The organism is Bradyrhizobium liaoningense (assembly GCF_018130955.1).
GTDB classification, from domain to species: Bacteria; Pseudomonadota; Alphaproteobacteria; order Rhizobiales; family Xanthobacteraceae; genus Bradyrhizobium; species Bradyrhizobium liaoningense_C.
Genome location: NZ_JAFCJM010000022.1, coordinates 1 through 26,274 on the forward strand (window position 1 = coordinate 1; position 26,274 = coordinate 26,274).

Here is a 26,274-nt window from a genome sequence, read left to right on the forward strand (position 1 = left end):
CTCGCACGGCAGCCTGCACGCCAAACCACCGATCAGCCGCCTCGCCCTCCCGGAGAACGACCTCTTGAGATTCCACAGCTAACCCACCCTACGAAGCGGGGCCTAGCCCGCCTCGCGGCGGCGGCCGTCGTGGGCCTTGCGCTGCGCGAGCCGGGCGCGGTGCAGGGCGAACAGGTCCTTGATCTGGTCGGCCGGCTTCGCGGCGCTGAACAGATAGCCCTGCATCTCGTTGCAGCCGAGCGCGCGCAACAGCCGCTGCTGCTCCTCGGTCTCGACGCCTTCCGCGGTCGTCGTCATGCGGCGGGCGCTTGCGAGGCCGACCACGGCCTGCACGATCGAGGACGAGCCGTCGGGGCCTGCGATGTCGTTGACGAAGCAGCGGTCGATCTTGATCTTGTCGAACGGGAAGCGGTGCAGATAGCTCAGCGACGAGTAGCCGGTGCCGAAATCGTCGAGCGCGATCCGCACGCCGATCGCGCGTAGCTGATGCAGGATGGTGAGCGCGGCCTCGTCGTCGCGGATCAGCACGGCCTCGGTGATCTCGAGCTCCAGCCGGCTCGCCGGCAGATTGGAAGCGGCAAGCGCGGCCATGATCTTCAGCGCCAGCGTTCCACTCTTGAACTGCACGGGCGAGACGTTGACGGCAAGGCGGATGTCGTCAGGCCAGTTGGCGGCGTCCCGGCAGGCCGTGGCCAAAACCCATTCGCCGATCTCGTTGATCAGTCCGGTATCCTCGGCGATCGGGATGAATTCGGCCGGCGAGACCATGCCGCGCTCCGGATGGCGCCAGCGCACCAGCGCCTCGCATCCGGTGATGCTGTCGTCCTTCAAACTCAGGCACGGCTGGTAGAACACCTCTAACCCGCCATAGGCGATGGCGTGCCGGAGGTCGATCTCGAGCAGCCGCCGTTCCCGCACCCTGGCATCCATCTCCGGCTCGAACACACGATAGGTGTGGCGGCCGGCGGACTTGGCCGCGTACATCGCCAGATCCGCATTCTTCAAAATCTGGTCGAGCGCTACGCCGTGCTCCGGCGCGAGCGCGATCCCGATGCTGGCGTCGGTGGTGAGCTGGTGGCCCAGGCAGTTGAGGGGCCGGCGGATGGCTTCGAAGACGCGCCCGACGAGTTCGGTGACGCGATCCGGTGAGGTGACCGCGCGCTGCACGATCGCGAATTCGTCGCCGCCGAGTCGCGCCACGAAATCGCCTTCGCCGGCGCAACGGCTGAGGCTCGTCGCGATCGATTTCAGGAGCTCGTCGCCGACGAGATGGCCGAGGGCGTCGTTGACGCCCTTGAACTCGTCGACATCGATGTAGTGCACGGCGAGCTGCTCGCCATCAGCGATCGTCGCCAGCTCATGCCGCAGATGCTCGTGGAACATCGCGCGGTTCGGCAGGTCGGTCAGCGCGTCGTAATGCGCCAGATGGGTGATCCGTTCCTCGATGCGCCGCCGCTCGGTGATCTCCTCATGGGTCGCCACCCAGCCGCCGTCGGCCAGCGGCTCGTTGGCGATCTGGATCGACCGGCCGTCCGAAGTGTCGATGACCATCGCATTGCGCATGTGGATGTCGCGCAGCACGCGGTCGACGTATTTGTCGACGTCGCCGGTAAAGGTGCCTGTGGACTTCCGGTGCGCGATGATGTCGCGGAAGCTGCAGCCGGGTTTCACGACCTCGGCCGAGAGCCCGTAAATGTCCAGATAGCGCTGGTTGCAGACGATGAGCCGTTGCGAGGCGTCGAACAGCAGGAGGCCCTGGGTCATGTTGTTGACGGCGCGATCGAGCCGCTGTTTCTCCAGCGTCAGCCGTTCGCGCGATGCGCGGAACTGTTGCAGCAATTTGCGCACGACCGAGGTCAGGAGCCCCGCGATGACGAGCGCGGAGGCGGCAGCGACCGAGATCAGGATGCCGATCTGCTCGCGCCAGTCCGCGAGCGCAGCCGCCGCGGTCGTCGTCGCGACAATCACGATCGGGAAATGAGGCAGCGCGTATGACGAGATCAGGCGGTCTTGCCCATCGACCGGATTGATGAAGCGGCCGGCGAATCGATCGACTTCGAACATCCTCTGCTGAATGTAGGGGCCGTTCCTGTAGTTCCGTCCCATGACGTCGTCGAGATGGGGGAAGCGCGCCAGCAAGGTCCCGTCGCGGTGAAGCATCGTGATCGTGGCGCCTTCGCCGAGTGCGACGGAGGAGAAGAACTTCTCGAAATTGGCGGGTTCGATGCCGCGTCCGACCACGCCGAGAAATTCGCCGCTCGGCCCCCGGATCCTGCGAAGGATCAGGATCGTCCAGGCGCCGGAGATGCGGCTGTGCACCGGTTGGACCAGTACGTCGGGCGCGTGCGGATCATACTTGAAGGTCTTGAAATAGGCGCGATCGGTCACGTTCACCTTCGCCGCGGGCCACGCCGTCGACGAATTGATCAGATAGCCGTCGGCGTCGATGACGTTGACGCTGCCCAGATAGGGCAGCGCCTCGATCTTCGAGCGCAGCATCAAATGGATGTCCTGCCCGGAGAGCCGCTTGCGAAAATCGTCTGCACTCGCAACCCCGGTTGTGCGCACGTAGTCTGTGAAGTCCTTCTGGATGACCGCGAAATCCTGGAGCTGCTGATCGAAATGATGGGCGAGCAGCAGTGCGGTGTTTTCCAGCTCGCGTGCGCTGTTGCGCAATGCGCGCTCGCGGAAGTTCTGCGCCATCAGCGTCGCGCCGATTGCGATCGCGGCAATCAGCAGCGCGCCGCCCACGACCAGCCAGCGGATCGGTCCGCTGCGGATCAGGGGCGTTCGATCGAGGAGGCGGCTGCCGTATCTCGTCATCCCAGGAATCACTGTCGTGCACACGCCAGGATCAATTCTTGAGCCCGGCACATCCGCACGTTTACGGGGTCGGTATGGAGGTGGGGTTAGGAATTGCGGTTAACGCGCGATGAATGGCAACGCGCGAATGCAAGCGATGCGCGCTGTGCGCACCGAGCAGGAATTGCCGAAGGGGTTGCGCGGTGCCGGTCAGTTCTTGCCGGTCGATGCGACGTCAACCAGGTCTTAACCATCTAACTCGCTGGAGCCGCTCAACGCTACATTGGCACGGCATTTGCGAATGATCCTCGCATCACGCAGAGAGGATCGAACTGTGAAAAACACTTTGAAGAACTTTTGGGCCGACGAATCCGGTGCGACTGCGATCGAGTACGGCCTGATCGCGGCCGGCATCGCGCTTGCCATCATCACCGTCGTCAACGGCTTGGGCTCCAAGCTCAATACCAAGTTCGGATCGATCAGCTCGTCGCTGAAGTGACGGCGCGCTCAGGCCAGATAGTGGCCGGATTTGCCGCCCTTCTTCTCGACGAGGTGGATGCCCTCGATGCGCACGCCGCGCTCGACTGCCTTGATCATGTCGTAGACGGTGAGGCAAGCGACCGACACCGCCGTCAGCGCCTCCATCTCGACGCCGGTGGAGCCGGTGACCTTCACGCTCGCGCGCACGAGGCAGCCCGGCAGCTTTTCGTCGGGCTCGATGTCGAGGGTTACCTTCGACAGCGCGAGCGGATGGCAGAGCGGAATCAGTTCCGAGGTGCGCTTGGCTGCCATGATGCCGGCGATGCGGGCGGTGCCGAGCACGTCGCCTTTCTTGGCATTGCCCGACAGGATGAGCGCGAGCGTCGCCTTGCTCATGATCACGCGTCCCTCGGCGACCGCAAGGCGCTCGGTGGCCGGTTTGTCCGACACGTCCACCATCCGCGCCTCGCCGGAGGCGCCGATATGGGTGAGGGCAGGGCGCGTCTTCGACAGCTTCCGCGCCATTGTCAGCGCGTGCCCGTGGCGCGGGGCGCGGCCTCGCGCGCGAGCAGGGTCCGCGTCGCGGCGGTGACGTCGGCCTGCCGCATCAGGCTCTCGCCGACCAGGAAGGTCGACATGCCGACGCGTTCGAGCCGGGCGAGGTCCGCGGGCGTGAAGATGCCGCTCTCGCCGACCATCAGACGCTCGCGCGGGATCAGCGGCGCCAGTGCCTCGCTGGTCGCGAGCGTGGTCTCGAAGGTGTGCAGGTTTCGGTTGTTGACGCCGATCATCGGCGACCGCAGCTTCAGCGCGCGATCGAGCTCGGCGCGGTCGTGGATCTCGATCAGCACGTCCATGCCGTAGCCGAGCGCTGCGTCTTCCAGATCCCTGGCGGTGGCGTCGTCGAGCGCCGCCATGATGATCAGGATGCAGTCGGCGCCGTGTGCGCGCGCTTCGGCCACCTGATAGGTGTCGAACAGAAAGTCCTTGCGCAGCACCGGCAGGGCGGTCGCCGCGCGCGCGGCCACCATGAAATCGAGGTGCCCCTGGAACGACGGCGTGTCCGTCAGCACCGACAGGCAGGCCGCGCCGCCGGCTTCATAGGCCTTCGCGAGCAGCGGCGGATCGAAATCGGCGCGGATCAATCCCTTGGAGGGCGAGGCCTTCTTGATCTCCGCGATCAGCGCGTAGTCGCCACCTGCAAGCTTGCTGCGGATGGCGCGCAGGAAGCCGCGCGGTGCGGGTGCCGTCCTGGCGCGGGCATCCACCTCTGAGAGCGGATGCGCACGCTTGGCGGCCGCGATCTCCTCGCGCTTGTAGGCCTCGATCTTGGTCAGGATGTCCGACATGGAGGGCTCAGCTATTGGAGACGGCGATCAGGTGCTTGAGCCGCGCGGTGGCCGCGCCGCTGTCGAGCGATTTTGCGCCGATCGCAACGCCTTCCTTCAGATCCTTGGCGCGGCCGGCCACGACGAGGGCCGCCGCCGCGTTGATCAACGCGACGTCGCGATACGGGCTCGGCCGTCCGTCGAGCACGCTTTGCAGCGCGATCGCATTGGCCTCGGCGTCGCCGCCCTTGAGCGCGGCGGTCTCACAAAGGGGCAAGCCGGCATCCGCAGGGCTGATCTCAAAACTCTTGATCTCGCCGTTCTGGAGCGAGCTCACAAAGGTCGGGCCGGTCAGCGTGATCTCGTCGAGCCCGTCGGAGCCGTGCACGACCCAGACGGCGTCAGAGCCGAGGTTCTTCAGCACCTGCGCCAGCGGCTGAACCCATTGCCGCGAGAACACGCCGACCATCTGGCGCTTGACGCCGGCCGGATTGGAGAGTGGGCCGAGCAGGTTGAAGATGGTGCGGGTGGCGAGCTCGACACGGGTCGGGCCGACGTTTTTCATCGCGGGGTGATGCGCCGGCGCAAACATGAAGCCGATGCCGCACTCCTGCACACAGCGGCCGACCTGCTCGGGCCTGAGGTCGATCTTGACCCCGAGCGAGGCCAGAACGTCTGCGGCACCCGAGCGCGACGACAGCGCGCGGTTGCCGTGCTTGGCGACCGGGATGCCTGCGCCCGCCACGATGAAGGAGGCGCAGGTCGAGACGTTGACCGAACCGGAGCCGTCACCGCCCGTGCCGACGATGTCGACGGCCTCGGGCGGCGCGGTGACGCGCAGCATCTTGGAGCGCATCGCCGACACCGCGCCGGTGATCTCGTCCACGGTCTCGCCGCGCACGCGCAGCGCCATCAAAAGCCCGCCCATCTGCGAGGGTGTGGCCTCGCCGGACATCATCGCGTCGAAGGCCGATGCGGCTTCGTCACGCGACAGGCTGGCGCCGGTCGCGACTTTTCCAATGATCGATTTCAGGTCGTCCATCGCGTGCTTTCAACTGCCTACTGGTTGTTCGCGCCTGTCACTTGCAGGAAGGCGGCCTGATTGATCGTGGTCCCGATATCGTTCTGGATCTTGGTGACGTAGGCCGCGACCTGCTCGTCGGTGAGTGCACGGTCGAGGCTGTCCTTCAACTTCTTGATCGGGTCGGAGGCGAGGTCGACCTGGGGGTCGATGATCTCGGTTACGCGGAAGACGAAGACGTCGCCGCCGCCGGTGGCCGCGGTCTGGCCGACGCCGTCCTTGGCGGTGCGGAAGGCGGCATTCACCAGGCTGGCAGGCACGCCGGCCGGCGAGTCGTCGCGCTTGAAGCCGGTGGCGGTCTCGACCTTGAGGCCGGCGCTTGCGGCTTCGTCGGCGAGCTTGCCGCCCTGGCCGAGCTTCTGGACCATCTCGGTCGCCTTGGCCTTGAGCTTGGTCGCAAGCTGGTCCTGGCGCCAGCGCGCCTCGACCTGGTCACGGACCTCGTCGAGGCTGCGCTCGCGCGAGGGCGTGATGGCGAGCACGTCGTACCAGACATAGCCGCCGCGGAACGAGATCGGGTCGTTGTCGACGCCGACGTCGCTGTTGAACGCCTGCGAGACCACATCTAACCCCTGCGGGATGTTGGTCAGCGGTTGGCCGTTCGGCGCGCGGCCGGAGCGGTCCACGGCATCGACGGTCACGGCGGTGAGGCCAAGCTTCTGGGCAGCATCGACGACGCTGGATCCGCCGCCGCGCTCGTCCTCCATCTTGTCGCGCAATTCCGAAACCTTTGCGCGGGCGCGCTCGGTGGCGAGTTCGCGCTTGATGTCGGCTGCGACGGTGGTGAAGTTCGGCTCGACGGCCGGCTCGATCTTGTCGACCTTGACGAGGGCTACACCGAAGCGGCCCTGCACGGGCTGGCTGATCTCGCCAGCGGGCAGGGCGAAGGCGGCGTCGCCGACCGCGGGGTCGAGGATTGCGGACTTCGTCACCAGCCCAAGATCGGCATCGCCGGCGTTGAGCCCGCGTTCCTTGGCGAGATCTTCAAACGACAGGCCGCCGGTCAGGCGGGTGCGCGCGGCCTGCGCCTCCTCGACGGTCGGAAACACGATCTGATGCACCTGCCGCTTTTCCGGCGTGCCCATCCGGTCCTTGCGCTGGTCGAACAGCTTCCTGGCGTCGTCCTCGGAGACCTCGGTCCACTTGCCGATCTCTTCCGGCGAGACCACGACGAACGAGATCTTGCGGTACTCGGGCGCACGGAACTGGACCTTGTGATCCTCGAAATAAGCGGCGAGGGCCTCCGGCGAGGGCGGATCGATGGTGCCGGCCTGCGCGGCGTCGAGCCTGACGAATTCGATCGCGCGCTGCTCGTTCTGGTAACGGGTGAGCGCGTCAATCAGGGCCTTGGACGGCTCGAGGCCGGCGCCGATCGTGCCGGTGATCTGCCGCCGCAGCGACACCTTGCGCTGTTCGGCGATGTAGCGCTGCTCGGTATAGCCAAAGTTGCGGATCACGGCCTGGAAGCGCTGCGGGTCGAAGCTGCCGCTGACACCCTTGAAGTTGGGGTCGTTCATGATGAGGCGGCGGATCTCGTCGTCGGACTGGCCGAGCCCGAGCCGGCGAGCCTCTTCGTCGAGCGCGGCTTCGGCGATGGTCTGCTGCAACACCTGGCGGTCGAACCCGAAGGCACGCGCCTGGTCCTGGCTCAGCGGGCGGCCGATCTGGCGGCCGATCTGCTGCAGGCGGTCGGTATAGATCTGGCGGAATTCGTTCAGCGAAATTTCGGTGCCGCCGACCTTGGCGACGGTCGACTGCCCAAAGCCGCGGAAGATGTCGGCGATGCCCCAAATGCCGAAACTGATGATCAACACGCCCATCACCACGGCCATAATGGTCTTGCCGAGCCAGTTTGATGAGGCCTTGCGCATTCCTCGAAGCATTGGGTCCAACTTGTTTGGCAGGAAAGGGAACCGGGCGCGCCTTAAAGCAGATTCCGCAAAAGCGCATCACCGAATTGATCTGGCATCATAAAGTGGCGGCTTTCCCCCCGCAACCTGTGGCTCCCTTAAGGTGTGTTAAGGGCGTTTCCGTCTCTAGAACTGCGGCGTCCGCTCTGCTAGCGCATGGGCGAGCCCATTTCGCTGGATTTTGACATGACCGACGCCATCCGCCCCCTGATCGCCGGCAATTGGAAGATGAATGGCCTGAAGGCCGCCGCTGCCGAATTCGACGCCATGCTTAGTGGCGCGGCAGATGTGGCCGCCAAGGCCGACCTGCTGGTGTGCCCGCCGGCTACGCTGATTGCCGCCTTCGCCGAGAAGGCGCGCGGCAAGAAGGTCGCCGTCGGCGCGCAGGATTGTCATCCCAAGGTATCAGGCGCCCATACCGGCGACATCGCCGCGGAAATGCTTGTCGATGCGGGGGCGAGCGCCATCATCGTCGGCCATTCCGAGCGCCGCGCCGATCATGGGGAGAGCGACCTCCTGGTGCGGCAAAAGGCCGAAGCCGCCTGGCGCGCCAGGGTGACGGCTATCGTTTGTGTCGGGGAGACGCAAGCTGAGCGCGATGCCGGCAAGACCCTGGATATCCTTCGCGGCCAGCTTCAGGGGTCGCTGCCTGACGGCTCCCGCGCCGCCAATCTGACGGTGGCCTATGAGCCGGTCTGGGCGATCGGCACCGGGCTCACCCCGACGGCCAAGGATGTCGAGCAAATTCATGGGTTTATCCGCGAACTGCTGATCTCCCGCTTCAGCGCCGAGGGGGCTAAGATGCGCATCCTCTATGGCGGCTCGGTCAAACCCTCGAATGCGGCCGAGTTGATGGCGGTGGCTAACGTCAACGGTGCGCTGGTCGGCGGCGCCAGCCTGAAGGCGGCTGATTTCCTTGCGATCGCCAAAGGCTGCCCCTAGCTAACCGCAAGCGGCGATCGGGGGTGGCATTGCCGGTCCCGATCGTGTAACACCGCGCAACTTCAGGAAAACCCGCAAAGCGCGCTGGCAGCCGGTATCGGCGCTGACGGCTTGTGACGGAAGGATACCATGCAGACTGTCGTTATCGTCATCCATCTCATGATCGTCGCCGTCATGATCGGCGCGGTGCTGCTGCAGAAGTCGGAAGGCGGCGGCCTCGGCATGGGTGGCGGCGCGGGCTTCATGTCGAGCCGCGGCACGGCAAACCTGCTCAGCCGGACGACGGCGATCCTGGCCGCGGGTTTCTTCCTCACCAGCCTGTTCCTGACCTGGTATGCGGGCTACGACCGCAAGCCGGCGTCGATCATCGGCCAGCCCGCGTCGCAGACGCAGCCGGCAGGCGGCGCGGTGCCGGTGGCGCCGCCGACCTCGGGCGGCGTGCTCGACACGCTCAAGAAGGCCGACGAGCAGCAGCAGAATCAGGCTCCCGCGGCTCCGCAGGCGCCGAAGTCGCAATAGCGGCGCAATAAAGCAGGGGGGCCATGCAGGACGGTGCCTACCGCCCCGCATCAACAATCCCCATCAAGGCTCTGGCAACACACTCAGTTTTGGCTCACCCACAGGCCCGCAAAATGTTTGGGGCGGAACACGAATCGCTTTGGCGAATCGAGTTCGGGGGATTAAAGGTTAAGTCCCATGGCGCGGTACATTTTCATCACCGGCGGCGTGGTTTCTTCGCTCGGAAAGGGTCTGGCTTCAGCGGCACTCGGTGCTCTGCTGCAGGCTCGCGGGTACAAGGTCCGCCTCCGCAAGCTCGATCCCTATCTCAACCTCGATCCCGGAACGATGTCGCCGTATCAGCACGGCGAAGTGTTCGTGACCGATGACGGCGCGGAGACCGATCTCGATCTCGGTCACTATGAGCGCTTCACCGGCAGGCCTGCCACCAAGCAGGACAACATCACCACTGGGCGCATCTACCAGGACATCATCTCCAAGGAGCGCCGCGGCGACTATCTCGGCGCGACCATCCAGGTGGTGCCGCACGTCACCAACGCCATCAAGGAATTCGTGCTGTCGGGCAATGACGAGTACGACTTCGTGCTGGTGGAGATCGGCGGCACGGTCGGCGACATCGAGGGGCTGCCGTTCTTCGAGGCGATCCGCCAGCTCAAGAACGAGTTGCCGCGCGACCATGCGGTCTACATCCATCTCACGCTGCTGCCGTATATCCCGAGCGCGGGCGAGCTGAAGACAAAACCGACGCAGCACTCGGTGAAGGAGCTGCGCTCGATCGGCATTCAGCCGGATATCCTGCTCTGCCGCACCGACCGCGAGATTCCGAAGGAAGAGCGGCGCAAGCTCGGCCTGTTCTGCAACGTGCGCGAAAGCGCCGTCATCGAAGCGCGCGACGTCGACAACATCTACGCTGTCCCTGAGGCCTATCATGCGGCCGGCCTCGACGACGAGGTGCTTGCCGCCTTCGGCATCGGCTCGCGCATTCCGCCGGAGCTGCAGAGCTGGCAGCAGATCAACGAGCGCGTCCGCAATCCCGAAGGCAACGTCACGATCGCCATCGTCGGCAAGTACACCGGCATGAAGGATGCGTACAAATCGCTGATCGAGGCGCTGTCGCATGGCGGCATCGCCAACAAGGTGAAGGTCAATCTCGACTGGATCGAGAGCGAGATTTTCGAAAAGGAAGATCCCGCACCGTTCCTCGAGCACGTGAACGGAATCCTCGTGCCCGGCGGCTTCGGCCAGCGCGGCGCCGAAGGCAAGATCCGCGCGGCGCAGTTCGCGCGCGAGCGCGACGTGCCGTATTTCGGCATCTGCTTCGGCATGCAGATGGCCGTGATCGAGGCCGCCCGCAATCTCGTCGGAATCGAAGAGGCGAATTCGACGGAGTTCGGTCCCACCAAGGAGCCCCTGGTCGGACTGATGACGGAATGGCTGCGTGGCAATGAGCTCGAAAAGCGCTCGCAGGCCGGCGATCTCGGCGGCACGATGCGCCTTGGTGCATATCCTGCGGCGCTCAAGCGCGGCAGCCGCGTCTCGCAGGTCTATGGCGGCGCCACCGAAATCTCCGAGCGCCACCGTCACCGCTACGAGGTCAACACCGCCTACAAGGACCGCCTGGAGCAGCACGGCCTGAAATTCTCAGGCCTGTCGCCCGACGGCGTGCTGCCTGAAATCGTCGAGTACGAGGATCATCCCTGGTTCATCGGTGTGCAGTTCCACCCCGAGCTGAAGTCGCGCCCCTTCGAACCGCATCCGCTGTTTGCATCGTTCATTGCGGCGGCGGCGAAGCAGAGCCGGCTGGTGTAGCATCGCCAAGTTACCCCTCATGGTGAGGAGGGCGCGTTCAGGGGGCAGCGCGCTTACGCTCCAACCTTGAGATCCAGCGGGTCGACTTGAAGACCCAAATTATCCAGGCCAAAGGTATCGCGAAGACCGGCCTGGCCAGCCGTTGTCAATTGCACCGCCCGTGTATCATCGACTCGGGTGAGCCAATTCAGCTCCATGCAGCGTCGTTGGATCTCGGCTCCGACGTGACCGGCGATGTGATACCGGCGTTCGCTCCAGTCGAGGCACGGCTTGCAGAAGATGCGCCTATTTCTGCGCTTCTGGCTCAGGTCGACTCCAAATTCGGTCAATAGCTTCGCGCCGGCGTCGGTGACATCGCCGCCGTCTTCGCCAAGGACGATGCAATCGCAGGCGATCAGGGAGTCCGCAATCGCAACGCCCAATCGACCCGCCAAATGATCGTAGCAGGTGCGACCGAACCGCAGCGCCGCGTCGCGCGCAGATCGAGGTTGATATCGCTGAGGAACCTCGAGAGCTGCCACCAGCTTGATGCTCTCGAGCATGCAGGCAACCAGTGGTGAGCTGATGCGGTAGTACCGATAGCTGCGCTTCCTGGTCACCGAGATGAGCCGGGCCTCGACCATCCTGGACAGGTGCTCGCTGGCTGTCGGTCGCGAAACTCGCGCAAGGAACGCCAACTCACTTCCGGTCAGGGATTGTCCACCCATGAGGGCGGACAGCATGGTCGCGCGCGCGGTATCGCCGACGAGCGCCGCAACCTCGACCAAGTTCGCCGCTGCAACCATAGCGTCCTCTACCATTGTCCGCACCGGATCAACAAGCGAGGTGAGTTCGGCATGCACCGAACTCACGACTGGAGACATTGAGCTCGTCGGATGCGACAGCATGGGGACCACTTGATCGATCGTGTCCTGGAGGCTGCCGTGAAGCGCGAACCCATCAGAGTTGAACCCATTTCCACCTATCTGGAGCATCGGCGGAAGGGACCAATCTGTCCTGTCATCGTCGCCGGCGAGACGGTGTATGTCTCAGGCATGCCGCCCTTTGACACGGTCACCGGTGAGGTCAGGCGATTGCCGTTCGTACAGCAGGCCGAGATCGTTCTCGAGCAAATGAAACTTTGCCTGGAAGTTGCCGGCTCGTCGTTGCAGCACGTCGTGAAATGCAACGTCTACTGCACGCCTGATAGTTCGAATTTCGCCGCGTTCAACGATGTGTACCAGCGCTATTTTCCCGTCTCGCCACCCGCACGCATCTTTCTGACGGTGCCTTCCTGGCCAGGTGAATTCGATGTGGAAGTCGATTGCGTTGCGATCAAAGCCGACTTGGAAGATCGGCTGGCTTCGGCAAGGGACATGAACGCACTGAAGCAGCTCAACGCCGGCTATATCCGCTCGGTCGTCATGAAGGATGTCGATTGGTTTCGCGAACATCTGAGCGACGATTTCCTCAACAGCAACCCTGACGGATCAGTGGTCGATCGTGCCGGATTCCTCGAACAGATCGCGAAGCCCGCGGCCATATCGAATTTGGGATACGAGCACGAGCGGATCCGGATCATGGGCGACATGGCGATCATCCATGCACGGACGACCTATCTCAGGGCCGATGGGTCGGCCGGCTTTGGACGATACACCGACAGTTGGGCGCGCCGCGCCGGCGTCTGGGTTTGTGTCGCCGCTCACGTCACGCGGGGATGAGGACGAACGGAATTCGGCCGCAAGGCAGTCATGCGCGCCGGGCCGCGCAGGGTGCATGATCACATCAAGACACCCCTTGCCGCAGTCGCTATAACCGGCGCGCAAGAAACTTGGAGGAACCAGAATGATCTACGAAATGCGCGTCTACCATTGCCTGCCGGGCCGGCTGCCGGCGCTGCTCAAGCGCTTTGACACGGTGACGCTGAAGCTGTGGGAGAAGCACGGCATCCGGCAGGCCGGGTTCTTCACCACGCTGATTGGGGCGTCGAACCAGGAACTCACTTATTTCTTGGCCTGGGAATCGCTCGCCGAACGCGAGAAGAAGTGGGCCGGCTTCATGAGCGATCCGGACTGGATCGATGCGCGTGCGAAGTCGGAAGCCGATGGCCAGATCATCGCCAATATCGTCAGCCAGTTCCTCGCCCCGACGGCGTTCTCCGCCGTGAAGTGACGGCCGGCCTCGCGCCGCGCGGCCCTGCTGCAACCCTGATATTCAGGGAGCAGGGCCGAATTGGGTTGATCGGACGCGCATCGCCGCTATGGTCGCGCCGGAACGAGGATTTTGGTCTTGAGCGAAAGTAACTCCGCAGCGTCAGTGGTCACGGTTGGACCGGTCAGGTTCGGCAACGATCTGCCGATCTCGATCATTGCCGGCCCGTGCCAGCTCGAGAGCCGGCAGCATGCGCTTGAAGTGGCATCAGCGCTGAAGGAGATCGCGAGCCGGCTGAACATCGGGCTCGTCTACAAGACCTCGTTTGACAAGGCGAACCGCACCAGCGCATCCGCCCAGCGCGGTCTTGGGCTTGCGCAGTCACTGCCGATTTTTGCGGAAATCCGTTCCTCGTTCGGTCTGCCCGTGCTTACCGACGTGCACGAAGCGACGCAATGTGCCGAGGTGGCGCAGGCTGTGGACGTGCTCCAGATCCCGGCGTTTCTCTGCCGGCAAACCGATCTGCTGCTCGCGGCGGCCGCGACCGGCAAGGTCGTCAACGTCAAGAAGGGGCAGTTCCTGGCGCCGTGGGACATGGCGAATGTGGTCGCCAAGATCACCAGCGCCAACAATCCCAACGTGCTCGTCACCGAGCGCGGCGCCTCCTTTGGCTACAACACGCTGGTATCAGACATGCGCGCGCTGCCAATTCTGGCGCGCACCGGCGCGCCCGTGATCTTCGATGCCACCCATTCGGTGCAGCAGCCGGGCGGCAAGGGGGCATCCTCCGGCGGCGAGCGCGAATTCGTGCCGGTGCTGGCACGCGCCGCGGTCGCGGTCGGCGTTGCCGGCCTCTTCATCGAAACCCATCCCGATCCCGATCGCGCACCGTCGGACGGCCCGAACATGGTGCCCTTGCGCGAGTTCGAGGGGCTCATCCGCAGGCTGATGGCGTTTGACGCGGTCGCAAAGGGCAAAGCGATCTGATGCTTCAGTCGGAGGTGGGGCACGAACACGGCCTGCCGCCGGCGCTCTACGTCATCTCCGGCGCAAGCTTCGCGGCGGCGCTGTCGGCGCGGGCGCTGGACCCGGTGTTGCCGCATATCGCCGAGGATCTCAGCGTCAGCATCGCGACCGCCGCCGGCCTCGCCGCGGTCTTTGCCTTCACCTTTGCGATCATTCAGCCGATCATTGGCGCGGCGGCCGATCTGTTCGGCAAGGCGCGGCTGATGGTCGGCTGTCTGGCGGTGCTGGGCTTCGCCAGCATATTGGGCGCCTTGTCGACGTCGTTTCCGCTGCTGTTTGCCACCCGCATCCTCGCCGGCATCGGCTCGGGCGGCGTGTTTCCGATCGCGCTGAGCCTGACCAGCGAGCTGGTGGGACCTGAGAAGCGCCAGATTGCGATCGGACGAACGCTGGCGGGTGCGATGACCGGCAATCTGCTCGGCGCATCGGCGTCCGGCCTGATCGGCGATCTGCTCGGCTGGCGCGGCGTCCTTGCCGCGCTCGGCGTGCTCGTGATCGTCGCCTCGATCGCGGTCGCGGCCGGCTTCCGCGGCGCCAGGCTGAAGCATCCGCCGAAGACGAGCCTGTCGGCGCTCAAGACCGGCTATCGCACGATCTTCACCAACCCGAATGCGCCGATCTGCTATTCGGCCGTGTTCATCGAAGGCTGCTGCGTGCTCGGCCTGTTTCCCTATGTCGCGTCATTCCTGTTCGATCTCGGCGAAACATCGCTGTCGATCGCGGGCATCGTCATCGCCGGTTTTGCGATCGGCGGATTGTTCTACACCGCCACCGTCTCGCTGCTTCTGCCGCGCCTCGGCGTCAAGGGCATGATGATCGCGGGCACCATGCTGGTCGCCTCCCAGCTCGTCGCGGTCGCCTTCGGTCCGCGCTGGGAATTGCAACTGCTCAATCTCATGGTGATGGGGTGCGGGTTCTACATGGCTCATGGCTGCCTCCAGGTTTTTGCCAGTGAGCTCTCGGTCGAGGCGCGCGCCACTGCGCTCTCGCTGCACTCGTTCTTCTTCTTCATGGGCCAGACCGTCGGGCCGATCGCCTACGGCTTTGGCCTCGCGCATGGCGGCAAGGTCGCGACCATGCTGACGGCGGCCGCCTGCATGGTCGTCCTGGGGCTCGTGTGCGCGCGACTGTTGAAGCAGCGGACGCCGGCCGATGCCCGCAGTTAAGGCAGGGGAAGTACCGACGTACCGCGTCTCCGTAGTCTCCGCATTTCAACGGTCGCCAATTCCCCTCGATTTTAAATCAAATCTCACCTTTCGATCCCAGAGTGCCGGCTCAGCCGCAGGCGGTGCGGCGCCATTCTGTTGGATCATTTGATGCAAAAGCAGCGTTCGGTCGCCCGGATCCTCGGGGCTGTGGTCGGCTCCCTCGGTATCGTGCTCGTCGTCATCTGCGCCTACGCCCTGAAGCTGGCGGTCGGGCACTATTCGGACAGCAACCGCATCGTGTCGCTGGCGGTCGCGAGCCGCGACCTGACCAACGCGGTGGTGGTGTTCCGCCTCGAGCGCGGCGACACGCTCAGCCATCTGTCGGCCGCGCCGCCTGCGACGGACAAGGTGCTGGCCTCGATCGCCGAGAACCGCGCCACTGCGACGAAGAACTACAATGAGGCTTTGCAGAGTCTCGGCGCGGTCGAGCTGCCAGGGCTCGCCCAGCGCTTGGACAAGCTGCGCGGCACCTGGGCGCAGTTGGAGGAGCTGCGGCCGCGCACCGCGGCCGGACTGCGTCAGGAGAAGGCCGCACGCGAGGCCAGCCTGACACCCGCCTGGGCGAAGACGAGCGATGCCTATATGGAGGCCATCGGCGACGTCACCGCGCTTGTCGACAATGGCATGACGCTGATCGATCCGGTCTTCGATCGCCTGGTGATGGTGAAGCAATCCGCCTGGCAGGTCCGCGCCTCGCAGGGCCAGACTATCCTCATGCAATTCAGCGCAATCCTGGCGGGGAAGAGCTGGGGTCCGCCCGAGGGCATCGAGTTCGCCGACCTGCGCGGCCGTCTCCAGCAGTCCTGGAAGATCGTCCGCGACCTCAGCGCCAACGTCGCCGACGCTGCGCTGGAGCAGGCCATTCGCGACGCCGAGCCGGCCGTCTCGGGTGCCTTGAACGAAGAGCGCAATGCGATCGCAACGCGTCTCCTGAAAAGCGAACCCGCGGGCGTTGCCGGTCTGGACTACCGCGATCGGCAACTCGTCGGCGCCGACAAGATCGTCACCGTCACCAAGTCCGCACTCGCCAACATGATCGCGCGCGCGGAAGACGGTGCTTCGCGCGCCCGGCTCAGCCTGATCCTGTTCGGCCTTCTGTTGCCGGCCTCGCTCGCCTTGACGATGGGTGGCCTGCTCTTGATGCGCAACCGCGTGACGCGCCCGTTGACCGCCATCACCGGCGTGATGACCCGCTTTGCCGCCCATGATTTCGCAAGCGACGTGCCGAGCCTCGAGCGCAACGACGAGATCGGCCGCATGGCGTCCGCCTTGCAGGTGTTCAAGGAAGCCATGATCAACGCCGAGCGCCTGTCGGGCGACCAGGCCGCCGAACGCGCCGCCAAGGAGGCGCGGGCGGCCGAGCTCGCCGGCCTCGTCCGGCAGTTCGAAAGTCGCATCGGCCAGATGGTGCAGACGCTGTCGGAGGCCTCCAACGAGCTCGAGACCACCGCGCGCTCGATGTCGGGCACCGCGACCGAAGCGCAGGATCAGGCGGGCTCGGCCTCAAATCTCGCCGACCAGGTCGGCGGCGGCGTGCAGACCGTGGCGGCTGCGGCCGAGGAGCTCAACGCCTCCATCCGCGAGATCAACCGCCAGGTCGAGCAGGCAACGCGTGCCACCGAACAGGCGGTCGATACCGTGAAGGAGACCGACACCACCGTACGCGCGCTCGCCGACGGCGCGGACCGCATCGGCGAAGTGATCGGGCTCATCACCTCGATCGCGGGCCAGACCAATCTTCTGGCGCTGAACGCGACCATCGAAGCCGCGCGCGCCGGCGAATCCGGCAAGGGTTTTGCGGTTGTCGCGAGCGAGGTGAAGAACCTGGCCTCGCAGACGGCGAAAGCGACCGAAGAGATCAGCGCGCAGATCACCCAGATCCAGGAAGCGACGCAGAAGGCGGTCTCCGCGATCGACGGCATCGTCAAGACCATCGAGGAGGTCTCGAGCATCAACCGCGTCATCGCCTCGGCCGTGGAAGAGCAGAACAAGGCCACCGCCGAGATCGCCAGCACCGTGCAGCACACGGCGGAGGCGACCTCGACCGTGACGCGCAACATCGCCAGCGTCTCGTCGGCCGCGAACGAGACCGGCCGCGCGGCCGCCGGCGTGCTGAAGGCCGCCGGCCATCTGTCGAGTCAGTCAACCGCGCTCACGAACGAAGTCGACAACTTCATCCGCAAGGTGCGGGCGGTGGCGTAATGGGCCTCCGCAACAGGGTGCCTGGAATAGGGGCCCGCTGCAGCATCCGGCTGCGGCGGGCTTGGTCGTTTCGCGCCATCGTGACATCCACGTTCCGTATACATGGCACGCCGATTGCTTGCGTTTTGGGCAAAAGCAGAGGTGTGAGATCGTGGATGTTCGTTCGACCAGTACGGCCAGCCCGCCCGGGACGACCGGCTATCCTACCAGGCCACCGCTGCGGCGCTTCCTCAGCGATTGCTACGAGCAGTTCAGGTCGGACAATTCGGGCGCGGTAGCCGACTACATTCCCGAGCTGAAGCGCGCCGATCCCGCCCATTTCGGCATCAGCCTCGTCACCATCGACGGGCACATCTATGAGGTCGGCGACAGCGCCGTGCCTTTCACGATCCAGTCGGTCTCAAAAGCCTTCGTGTTTGCGCTCGCGCTCGAAATGGTTGGCGAGGCGCGGGTGTCGGCGACCATCGGCGTCGAGCCGAGCGGCGAGGCATTTAATTCGATCCGGCTGACGAACGACAACCGTCCCTTCAATCCCATGGTCAATGCCGGCGCCATCGCCTGCTCGGGGCTGATCTATGAGGTGGAGGGGAAGGGGGCCTTCGAGCGCATCCGCGCAAAACTCAGCCAGTTCGCCGGCCGTGAGCTCGGCGTCGACGATGCCGTGCATGCCTCGGAGACCGCGACCGGCAACCGCAACCGCGCGATTGCGTGGCTGCTGCGAAACTATGCGGTGCTGCCTGACGACGTCGATGCTGTGCTCGACGTCTATTTCCGGCAATGCGCGATCCTCGTGACCGCACGCGATCTCGCCGTGATGGCGGCAACGCTCGCCAACCGCGGCATCAATCCGGTGACGGGCGTGCAGGTGATCACCCCGCATATCGTTGCCCGCACGCTATCCGTGATGACCAGCTCGGGCATGTACGACTATGCCGGCGAGTGGACCTACCGCGTCGGCATCCCCGCCAAGAGCGGCGTCGGCGGCGGCATCGTCGCGGCGCTGCCCTCGCAGATGGGGCTCGGCACCTTCTCGCCGCTGCTCGACGACCACTTCAACAGCGTGCGCGGCCTGAAGGTCTGCGAGGCGCTGTCGGCGCGGTTCGACCTGCACATGCTCAACCGCAATGCCGACGTCCGCACCAGCATCATGGCCGATTATGACATCTACGGCATCTCCTCGCGCCGCAGCCGCCAGCCGCACGAGCAGCAGATTTTGGACGAGCGGCACAGCGACATCCGCGTGCTCGAGCTGGTCGGTGCGATGAATTTCGGCACCATCGACTACGTCACGCGAAAACTCACCGGCGAGCCGCCGAACGCGCCGCTCCTCATCATCGACTTCCGCCGCGTCCCCGACATCACCGCCGCCGGCGCCGAGCTGTTCGGCGAGACCTTGACCGCCCTCGGCGATGGCGGTGTCACCACGATCGTTTCGGGCGTCGAGCGCAGCTCCACGCTCTGGCAAGCAATTTCCGAGCGCACGGCCGATGCGCGTCGGCTGCGCTGCTTCACTCTGCTCGACGACGCCATCGAATGGGCCGAGGATCAGGTGATCTACCGGCATGGCGGCTTTACCGACGTGAAGGAGAGTTCGCATCTGCACGAGCAGGCGCTGTTGGCGGAGCTCGGCGAGGACGAGATCGCTGCCATCGTCAAGCTCTCGACCACGCGCCGCTATGAGCCGGGTCAGCGCATCATTGGCGCCGGCGAGCCCGCCAGTTCGCTGTTCTTCCTGCAAAGCGGCATGGTGAGCGTGAAACTGCCGAGCGGCGTGCGACTGGCCTCGCTCGGTCCCGGCATGGAATTTGGCGAGATGGCGATTTTGGAGCAAAGCCGCAGTGCCGACGTCTTTGCCGACACGCCCGTGACCTGCCTCGAATTGCCGCTCGACAGTTTTGCCGACTACCGCCGACTGCACCCTGAGACGTCGCTGAAGATCATGCGCAACCTCGCCGCCATTTTGGCGCGCCGGCTGGTCGCCGCCAATGCCAAGGTCGATCTGCTCAGCGCGTATTAGGACGCCTCAGGCCGCTGCGCGGACGGCGAGGGCCTCCTGACGCGCGATGCCATGGGCCCCAATCACGAGAACCTGATCTTCGACGAACTCATCGCCGACAAGAAGCACCAGTTCGTCTGCAGTTTCACGCCGGGGCGCCACGGGAAGCAGCGGTCCGATCGCGATTGCCTGAGCAGGGCGCGCCGGCGTACGCGCTTTAGCAGGTGCGCCCAAGAAGACAGGCCCGTCGCAGTGCAGGCTGTAACGGGCCTTTGTTTTGAGAATTGGCTCTTCCTGAAGGAGCGGACATCCGGTTAGTGAACTACAAGAACCGGGACGCTTCCGTCCGCAAGAACCTCGGATGTTTGACTGCCCAAGAGTAGTTTCCTGAAGCCCCGGCGCCCATGAGAGCCCATGACGATCAAGTCGCAGCCTCGGGAGTTCGCGGTTTCGATTATCGCATCCGCTGGGCGCTTATTCGGAACGTGCAAAAGTTCTGCAGATATCCCTATCTGCTCTGCCATTGATCGAACTTCATCGAGCACCTTGCCCGCACGTTCCTTGCAGGCAGCGTCGAAGCTATCAACTTCTTGCTGCGTGGGAATCCAGCCCGAGTCGTGTCCGCCTCCATAGTCGATCAACAGCGGTTCCGTAACGGCGATCACCGTCACCTCAGCGTTCAGGGCCTTTGCTAATGCAATCCCATGCTTGATGCCTTTTCTCGCGATATCCGATCCATCCGTGCTCAAGAGAATATGGGCGTACATTCGCGATCTCCCGTGCTCGTTGGGCGCTCTCGCTAAAATTGCGATCGTTGCGTTGTACTATGCCTCGATCCGATTGTCTGGGCGCTATGCAATGCACTGAAGGGAGTGGAAAAGCAGCGCCGACGGAGTCCTCGTAAGCCTGTCCAGATGCGCCGGGCGAGACAGCGTGGGCTGACCCTGCCCACCTGGCTGCGACAATCTGGTGCAGTCGGAACCATTTGCGCTCGCGATGCCGTGAAGTCGTTTCGTCGTTCGTGTTCCGGCGAAGCACCAGTGCTCTGGACGAAGCCATTTTCCGAGCGCGACGACATCGCATCAAAGCACAGGCGGCTTACTCTCCTCCCAAATCCCATTGAGGGAGAAGTGACATGTGGTTCCATGAGAGTCTTGCCGCACCAATCGTCATTCTGTGTTTCTCCGCCGCCAGTATCGCCACGCTCATGATGGTTGGTGCCTGGTGAGCGCGGCCGGGAGTGTTCCCATGCGTGAAGAATTCACCTCTTTCGGCTTTCTTGCCGTGGCGCTGGCAGGGGTCGCGTTGCTCTGCTCGGGGCTGCTGGCCCTGGTCCTCGTCTGACGGACGAACTCAGCCCCGCCCGCGATAGGGCGCGACGCCCTGGTCCGGCACCCATAGGCCCTTCGGCACGCGGCCGGTTTGCCAGAACACGTCGATCGGGATGCCGCCGCGCGGATACCAGTAGCCGCCGATGCGCAAGAATTTCGGTTTGATCTCGGAGGCGATGCGCTTGCCGATCATCACGGTGCAGTCCTCATGGAAGGCGCCGTGATTGCGAAAGCTTGCGATGTAGAGTTTTAGCGACTTCGACTCCAGCAGCCATTGGCCGGGCGCGTAGTCGATCATCAGATGCGCGAAATCCGGCTGGCCCGTGACCGGGCAGAGCGAGGTGAATTCCGGCACGGTGAAGCGCACCAGATAGTCGGTACCCCTCTGCGGATTGGGTACGCGGTCGAGCTGGGCTTGTTCCGGCGTGTGCGGCCATTCCACCGCGCGGCCGAGCTGGAGAGACTTTTTCGCCATCATCTTGCGTCCTTTGGAGCATGATCCGGAAAAGTGGACGCCGGTTTTCCGAGAGATCATGCTCAATCTAAAAAATAGAGCGCGATAGGATCGCGCTCTTGGCTGCGACATGGACGCAAGCGAGGGTCGCCGTCAACCCGAGGCGGTCGTCTGGATCAGGACAATCCGGTCGTTGCCGGACTCGCAGCCCCAGAGCTCGCCGGATCGGCCGTCGAGTTGGCGGACGTTGGCGTTGGCGCGGTCGCTCGGGAAGCTCGTGAATTTTTCCGTCACTGGGTCGAAGCGCACGATCGCGTTGGCTGAAAAATCCGTCAGCCAGACCTTGTCCTTGTCATCGACGAAGACGGCGTAGGTGCGGGGACGTTCGCCCGGCAGCTTCCAGCTTTTCCAGGAGCCGTCGGCGGGGTCGTGCACCGACACCTGCCCGCTGTTCCACTCAGAGACCCAGATCCGGCCTTTGGAATCCGACCACACACGCCGCGCGCCCTGGTTGGGCGTCGGCGGCTGGACGACAGTGGCATTGCCGGTCGCAAGATCAATCTTGCCGATATAGCTGCCGGCGAGCGAGGCGTACCAGATGTCGCCCTTGGGCGTGACGGTGATGCCGTAGGGCCCGACGCCCTTCGGCGCCTTGAACACGTCCATGGTGCCGGACTTCGGCTCGAGCCGCCCGTAATAGCCGGACTGGCCCGTGAACCAGTAGGTGCCAGCCTTATCGAACACCCCTGTGTTGAGGTTGGCGGCGGCGAATTTTTCGGGCAGGCGGAACAGCGCGACCTTGAGGTTATCAGGGTCGACCCGCGCAATCGCGTTCTGGCCGCCCTCGGTGATCCAGGGCGCACCATCCGGCCCGATCGTCACGCCGTGGGGAGCCGCGCCCTGGCCGAGGCTGACCGTCCTGAATGAGCCGTCCTTGGGGTCGAGCCTCCCCAGCATGCCCTTGCCCTGCGCGGTGAACCAGACCGCGCCGTCGGGGGCGGGCGTCAGGTCGTGCAGGCCGATGCCGGCGCTGATCGGGTAATATCTTGTCCGGAACGGCCCTTCCTGGGCAAAGCCTGGGCGGACGGCGAGGAGGGCGGCGCTGGAGGCGAGAAACTGGCGGCGATTCATTGCGTTACCCCGACTGTTTCAGATTGCGGTTCGAGACGCAGATCAACCGGATGAAAGCTTAGAGCGTTTTCGAGCGAAGTGGATACCGGTTCGCGCAAAGAAAACGCGTCAGAACAAGAATCTAGAGCCCCGTTTCGATCCGATCGGAACGGAAAAAAGGCTCTAGTCCTGACCTCTTCACCCGTCGGGCGAAGGGCGCAGGCTAAGCGTTCACATTTGCTTGCGCTCCGTGTAAGACCCGCGGCGAAACGACCTGCCTTCACACGACTTCACAAGACCTGCCTCTCAAGACCTGTCTCTAACGAACGGAAGCCAATATGACCGCCATTGTCGACATCATCGGCCGCGAAATCCTGGACAGCCGTGGCAATCCCACCGTCGAGGTCGACGTCGTGCTGGAGGACGGCTCGCTCGGCCGTGCCGCGGTGCCATCCGGCGCCTCCACCGGCGCCCATGAGGCGGTGGAACTGCGCGACGGTGACAAAGCCCGCTATGTCGGCAAGGGCGTCCAGAAGGCGGTTGGCGCCGTCAATGGCGAGATTTTTGAGGCGCTCAGCGGCCTCCATGCCGAGCACCAGGTCCAGATCGACCAGATCATGATCGACCTCGACGGCACGCCGAACAAGAGCCGTCTCGGCGCCAACGCCATCCTCGGCGTGTCGCTGGCCTGCGCCAAGGCGGCCGCGCTGTCGCTCGACATGCCGCTCTATCGCTATGTCGGCGGCACCTCGGCGCGCGTGCTGCCGGTGCCGATGATGAACATCATCAATGGCGGCGTGCACGCCGACAATCCGATCGATTTTCAGGAGTTCATGATCCTGCCGATCGGCGCGAAGAGCTTTGCCGAAGGCCTGCGCTGCGGGGCGGAGATCTTCCACACGCTGAAGTCCGAGCTGAAGAAGGCCGGCCACAACACCAATGTCGGCGACGAGGGCGGCTTTGCGCCGAACCTGCCGTCGGCGGACGCAGCCCTCGATTTCGTCGTGAACGCGATCGGCAAGGCCGGCTACAAGGCAGGCGGCGACGTCATGCTCGGCCTCGACTGCGCCTCGACCGAGTTCTTCAAGGACGGCAAGTACGTTTACGAAGGCGAGGGCAAGACGCGCTCGATCTCGGAGCAGGCAAAATATCTCGCCGACCTCGTCGCGCGCTATCCGATCGTCACCATCGAGGACGGCATGTCGGAAGACGACATGGACGGCTGGAAGGAATTGACCGATCTCATCGGCAAGAAATGCCAGCTCGTCGGCGACGATCTCTTCGTCACCAACGTCAAGCGGCTGTCGGAAGGCATCAAGGCGGGGCGCGCCAACTCGATCCTGATCAAGGTCAACCAGATCGGCTCGTTGACCGAGACGCTCGCGGCCGTCGAGATGGCGCACAAGGCCGGCTATACCTCTGTCATGTCGCACCGCTCCGGCGAGACCGAGGACTCCACCATCGCCGACCTCGCGGTCGCCACCAATTGCGGTCAGATCAAGACCGGCTCCCTTGCGCGATCCGATCGCACCGCCAAATACAATCAGCTCCTGCGCATCGAGCAGCAGCTCGGCAAGCAGGCGCTCTATGCCGGCAAGTCGGCGCTGAAGGCGCTGGCGTAACAACGACAAGACAAACAGCAGGGAGGATCTACATGAGCGACGGCAAGAGCGGACTGCAACTGCGTTCGCTGCTCAAGAAGAGCGGCGAACTGGAATTGTCCCTGGTCGACGTGCCGACTCCCGAGCCGGCCGACGACGAGGTCGTGGTTCGCGTCGAGGCGACGCCGATCAATCCGTCGGACCTTGGGCTTTTGATCGGCCCCGCCGACATGTCGGCCGCGCAGGTGTCCGGCACCAAGGATCAACCCGTGATTACCGCGAAAATGCCGGAGGCTGCCATGCGGATGATGGCGGCGCGGCTCGATCAGTCGCTGCCTGTCGGCAATGAAGGCGCGGGCACGGTCATCAAGACCGGCTCGTCGGATGCTGCAAAGGCGCTGATGGGCAAGACGGTGTCGATGATCGGCGGCGCGATGTACACGCAGTATCGCGTCCTCAAAGTCCGCGACGTGATGGAGCTGCCGCCCGGCACCACCGCGGCCGATGGCGCCTCGTGGTTCGTCAATCCGCTGACCGCACTCGGCATGACCGAGACCATGCGCCGCGAAGGCCACAAGGCGCTCGTGCACACGGCGGCCGCCTCCAATCTCGGCCAGATGCTCAACAAGATCTGCATCAAGGACGGCATTGGCCTGGTCAACATCGTCAGGAGCAAGGAGCAGGCCGACATCCTGCACAAGATCGGCGCCAAATACGTCGTCGATTCCACCGCGGCCAGCTTCATGGACGATCTGACCAATGCGCTGGTGGAGACCGGCGCCACCATCGCCTTCGACGCCATCGGCGGCGGCAAGCTTGCAAGCCAGATCCTCACGGCAATGGAGACCGCGGCCAACAAGACCGCCACGGAGTACAGCCGCTACGGCTCCAACGTGTACAAGCAGGTCTACATCTACGGTGCCCTCGACACCCGTCCGACCGAGTTGAGCCGCTCCTTCGGCCTGACCTGGGGCGTCGGCGGCTGGTTGCTCACGCCGTTCCTCCAGAAGATCGGTCCCGCCGAGATCGGCAGGCTGCGCCAGCGCGTCGCCTCGGAGCTCAAGACCACCTTCGCCAGCCACTACACCCGCGTGGTGTCGCTGCCGGAGACGCTCGACCTCGCCAACATCGCCGTGTACGGCAAACGCGCGACCGGTGAAAAATTCCTCATCAACCCAAATAAATCTTCGTGATGTCCGGCGGGGCATGATCCAAAAGAGGGCTTGCCTTCTGAGCGAAGCGGAAGAACATTCGCGCCGCAATTGAATGCGGAAAAACCGCTACGCTTAAGAAGGGGACAAGCCCATGATCGAACTGAATCGCCGTCACATGCTCGCGGGCGCCGCCGCGCTCGGCGCGGCCGCGATCTCGCGGTTGGGAATGGCGGAGGCCAATGCCGCAGTGCCGCAAAGCGGCACCCAGGCGCCGGGCTTCTATCGCTACAAGGTGGGCTCCATTGAGTGCACCTCGATCAATGACGGCGCGCGAACCTTCCCGATGCCCGACAAGTTCGTCACCAACGTGCCGAAGGAAGAGGCGCTCGCCGCCGGCGACGCCGCCTATATGCCGAAAGGCATGGTCACCGTGCCGTTCAATCCGCAGCTCATCAACACCGGCAGCAAGCTCGTCCTGATCGACAGCGGCAATGGTGCGGCGAATTTCGAAGCGAGCAAGGGCGCGGTCGGCCGCACGCTGCAGAACCTGGCGGCGGCGGGCGTCGATCCCAAGGCCATCGACATCGTCCTGCTCTCGCATCTGCATCCCGACCACACCAACGGCATCCGTCTCGCCGATGGAGGCCTGGCCTTCCCGAATGCCGAGATCATGGTGCCCGTGAAGGATTGGGAGTTTTGGGCCAGCGAGGAGAACGCGGCCAAGGCCCCGAACGACATGATGAAGAACTACTTCGCCAACGTGAAGAAGACCTTTGCCGGTCTCGAGTCCAAGGTGACGAAGTACGAATGGGGCAAGGAAGTCGCGCCCGGCATCACCTCGATCGCCACTCCCGGCCATACGCCCGGCCACACGTCCTTTGCGGTTGCATCGGGCGATGCCAAGGTCCTGATCCAGTCTGATGTGACCAACATTCCGGAATTCTTCCTGCGCAATCCGGACTGGCACGTGGTGTTCGACAACGATCCCGCGATGGCGCAGGCGACCCGCCACAAATTCTACGACATGGCGGCCGCCGAGAAGGCGACTGTGGTCGGCTTCCACTTCACCTTCCCCTCGGTCGGCCATGTCGAGAAGGACGGCGCCAAATATCGCCTGATCCCCTCGTTGTGGAATCCGACTCTCTGAGCGAAAGAGCGACCGCCAGACAAGCATCAGGCCGCCACTTGGCG

At 64.3% G+C, this 26,274-nt stretch carries 22 protein-coding genes and 1 pseudogene; 14 read left to right on the forward strand and 9 right to left on the reverse strand.

The genetic code is table 11. The features are described from left to right. Positions 1–102 precede the first annotated feature (102 nt). A complete protein-coding gene (locus tag JQ632_RS19485) occupies positions 103–2,823 on the reverse strand; it encodes an EAL domain-containing protein (RefSeq protein ID WP_212404193.1) in 2,721 nt (906 codons plus the stop codon). Positions 2,824–3,136: 313 nt separating this feature from the next. Between JQ632_RS19485 and JQ632_RS19490 the strand changes: the two genes are divergently transcribed. Then, entirely contained in the window at positions 3,137–3,301 is a 165-nt protein-coding gene (locus JQ632_RS19490; RefSeq protein ID WP_212404194.1) for a Flp family type IVb pilin, read from the forward strand. An 8-nt stretch (positions 3,302–3,309) separates the two neighbouring features. Here the strand turns inward: JQ632_RS19490 and moaC are convergent, their stop codons facing one another. From moaC to JQ632_RS19510, 4 genes are read right to left on the reverse strand one after another with little or no spacing between them, the layout of a single operon-like run. Beyond that, entirely contained in the window at positions 3,310–3,807 is a 498-nt protein-coding gene (gene moaC / locus JQ632_RS19495) for a cyclic pyranopterin monophosphate synthase MoaC (RefSeq protein ID WP_212404195.1), read from the reverse strand. 2 nt (positions 3,808–3,809) lie between these two features. Further along, positions 3,810–4,631, reverse strand: a complete 822-nt coding sequence (gene trpC / locus JQ632_RS19500; RefSeq protein WP_212404196.1) for an indole-3-glycerol phosphate synthase TrpC — start codon at positions 4,629–4,631, stop codon at positions 3,810–3,812. A 7-nt stretch (positions 4,632–4,638) separates the two neighbouring features. Then, positions 4,639–5,652, reverse strand: a complete 1,014-nt coding sequence (gene trpD / locus JQ632_RS19505) for an anthranilate phosphoribosyltransferase (RefSeq protein WP_212404197.1) — start codon at positions 5,650–5,652, stop codon at positions 4,639–4,641. 17 nt (positions 5,653–5,669) lie between these two features. Continuing rightward, positions 5,670–7,574, reverse strand: a complete 1,905-nt coding sequence (locus JQ632_RS19510; protein ID WP_212404198.1) for a SurA N-terminal domain-containing protein — start codon at positions 7,572–7,574, stop codon at positions 5,670–5,672. 213 nt (positions 7,575–7,787) lie between these two features. Between JQ632_RS19510 and tpiA the strand changes: the two genes are divergently transcribed. From tpiA to JQ632_RS19525, 3 genes are all read left to right on the forward strand, one after another. Further along, positions 7,788–8,543 (forward strand): triose-phosphate isomerase, encoded by a 756-nt coding sequence (gene tpiA, locus JQ632_RS19515; protein WP_212404199.1) that lies wholly within the window; start codon positions 7,788–7,790, stop codon positions 8,541–8,543. 129 nt (positions 8,544–8,672) lie between these two features. Next, the gene (gene secG / locus JQ632_RS19520) at positions 8,673–9,062 is read left to right on the forward strand and encodes a preprotein translocase subunit SecG (protein ID WP_212404200.1); all 390 of its coding nucleotides are present in this window, start codon (positions 8,673–8,675) and stop codon (positions 9,060–9,062) included. A gap of 177 nt (positions 9,063–9,239) precedes the next feature. Then, positions 9,240–10,871, forward strand: coding sequence for a CTP synthase (locus JQ632_RS19525; protein WP_212404201.1), 1,632 nt, complete (start codon positions 9,240–9,242; stop codon positions 10,869–10,871). 53 nt (positions 10,872–10,924) lie between these two features. Here JQ632_RS19525 and JQ632_RS19530 read toward each other — a convergent pair whose 3' ends face one another. Beyond that, positions 10,925–11,758, reverse strand: coding sequence for a helix-turn-helix transcriptional regulator (locus JQ632_RS19530; RefSeq protein WP_249152285.1), 834 nt, complete (start codon positions 11,756–11,758; stop codon positions 10,925–10,927). On the opposite strand from JQ632_RS19530, the pseudogene JQ632_RS19535 reads away from it, so the two are divergent. The 7 genes and pseudogenes from JQ632_RS19535 to glsA form a co-directional block, all read left to right on the forward strand. Then, positions 11,747–12,187: pseudogene (locus JQ632_RS19535) on the forward strand (RidA family protein); the annotation flags it as partial. The gene JQ632_RS19530 and the pseudogene JQ632_RS19535 overlap by 12 nt on opposite strands. A 39-nt stretch (positions 12,188–12,226) precedes the next feature. Beyond that, positions 12,227–12,571, forward strand: a complete 345-nt coding sequence (locus JQ632_RS19540; protein ID WP_212404279.1) for a nuclear transport factor 2 family protein — start codon at positions 12,227–12,229, stop codon at positions 12,569–12,571. A gap of 124 nt (positions 12,572–12,695) precedes the next feature. Further along, positions 12,696–13,022 (forward strand): NIPSNAP family protein, encoded by a 327-nt coding sequence (locus JQ632_RS19545; RefSeq protein WP_212404202.1) that lies wholly within the window; start codon positions 12,696–12,698, stop codon positions 13,020–13,022. 117 nt (positions 13,023–13,139) lie between these two features. Beyond that, positions 13,140–13,988, forward strand: coding sequence for a 3-deoxy-8-phosphooctulonate synthase (gene kdsA / locus JQ632_RS19550; RefSeq protein WP_212404203.1), 849 nt, complete (start codon positions 13,140–13,142; stop codon positions 13,986–13,988). Continuing rightward, the gene (locus JQ632_RS19555; protein WP_212404204.1) at positions 13,988–15,193 is read left to right on the forward strand and encodes an MFS transporter; all 1,206 of its coding nucleotides are present in this window, start codon (positions 13,988–13,990) and stop codon (positions 15,191–15,193) included. The genes kdsA and JQ632_RS19555 overlap by 1 nt, the downstream gene beginning before the upstream one ends. Before the next feature lie 150 nt (positions 15,194–15,343). Next, positions 15,344–17,437: a methyl-accepting chemotaxis protein gene (locus JQ632_RS19560; RefSeq protein WP_212404205.1), complete on the forward strand. Its 2,094-nt coding sequence runs from the start codon at positions 15,344–15,346 to the stop codon at positions 17,435–17,437. A 151-nt stretch (positions 17,438–17,588) separates the two neighbouring features. Then, entirely contained in the window at positions 17,589–19,454 is a 1,866-nt protein-coding gene (glsA, locus tag JQ632_RS19565) for a glutaminase A (RefSeq protein WP_212404206.1), read from the forward strand. Positions 19,455–19,747: 293 nt separating this feature from the next. Here glsA and JQ632_RS19570 read toward each other — a convergent pair whose 3' ends face one another. The 3 genes from JQ632_RS19570 to JQ632_RS19580 all read right to left on the reverse strand — a co-directional run bounded on the left by JQ632_RS19570 (position 19,748) and on the right by JQ632_RS19580 (position 22,349). Continuing rightward, a complete protein-coding gene (locus JQ632_RS19570; RefSeq protein WP_212404207.1) occupies positions 19,748–20,200 on the reverse strand; it encodes a universal stress protein in 453 nt (150 codons plus the stop codon). 586 nt (positions 20,201–20,786) lie between these two features. Continuing rightward, the gene (queF, locus tag JQ632_RS19575; RefSeq protein ID WP_212404280.1) at positions 20,787–21,239 is read right to left on the reverse strand and encodes a preQ(1) synthase; all 453 of its coding nucleotides are present in this window, start codon (positions 21,237–21,239) and stop codon (positions 20,787–20,789) included. Positions 21,240–21,371: 132 nt separating this feature from the next. Continuing rightward, a complete protein-coding gene (locus JQ632_RS19580) occupies positions 21,372–22,349 on the reverse strand; it encodes a lyase (protein WP_212404208.1) in 978 nt (325 codons plus the stop codon). A gap of 317 nt (positions 22,350–22,666) precedes the next feature. Here JQ632_RS19580 and eno point away from each other — a divergent pair, with 317 nt between their 5' ends. The 3 genes from eno (at position 22,667) to JQ632_RS19595 (ending at position 26,230) form a co-directional block, all read left to right on the forward strand. Continuing rightward, entirely contained in the window at positions 22,667–23,950 is a 1,284-nt protein-coding gene (gene eno / locus JQ632_RS19585) for a phosphopyruvate hydratase (RefSeq protein ID WP_212404209.1), read from the forward strand. Positions 23,951–23,982: 32 nt separating this feature from the next. Further along, positions 23,983–25,122, forward strand: coding sequence for a zinc-binding dehydrogenase (locus JQ632_RS19590; protein WP_212404210.1), 1,140 nt, complete (start codon positions 23,983–23,985; stop codon positions 25,120–25,122). A 112-nt stretch (positions 25,123–25,234) separates the two neighbouring features. Beyond that, positions 25,235–26,230: an MBL fold metallo-hydrolase gene (locus JQ632_RS19595; RefSeq protein WP_212404211.1), complete on the forward strand. Its 996-nt coding sequence runs from the start codon at positions 25,235–25,237 to the stop codon at positions 26,228–26,230. Positions 26,231–26,274 lie beyond the last annotated feature (44 nt).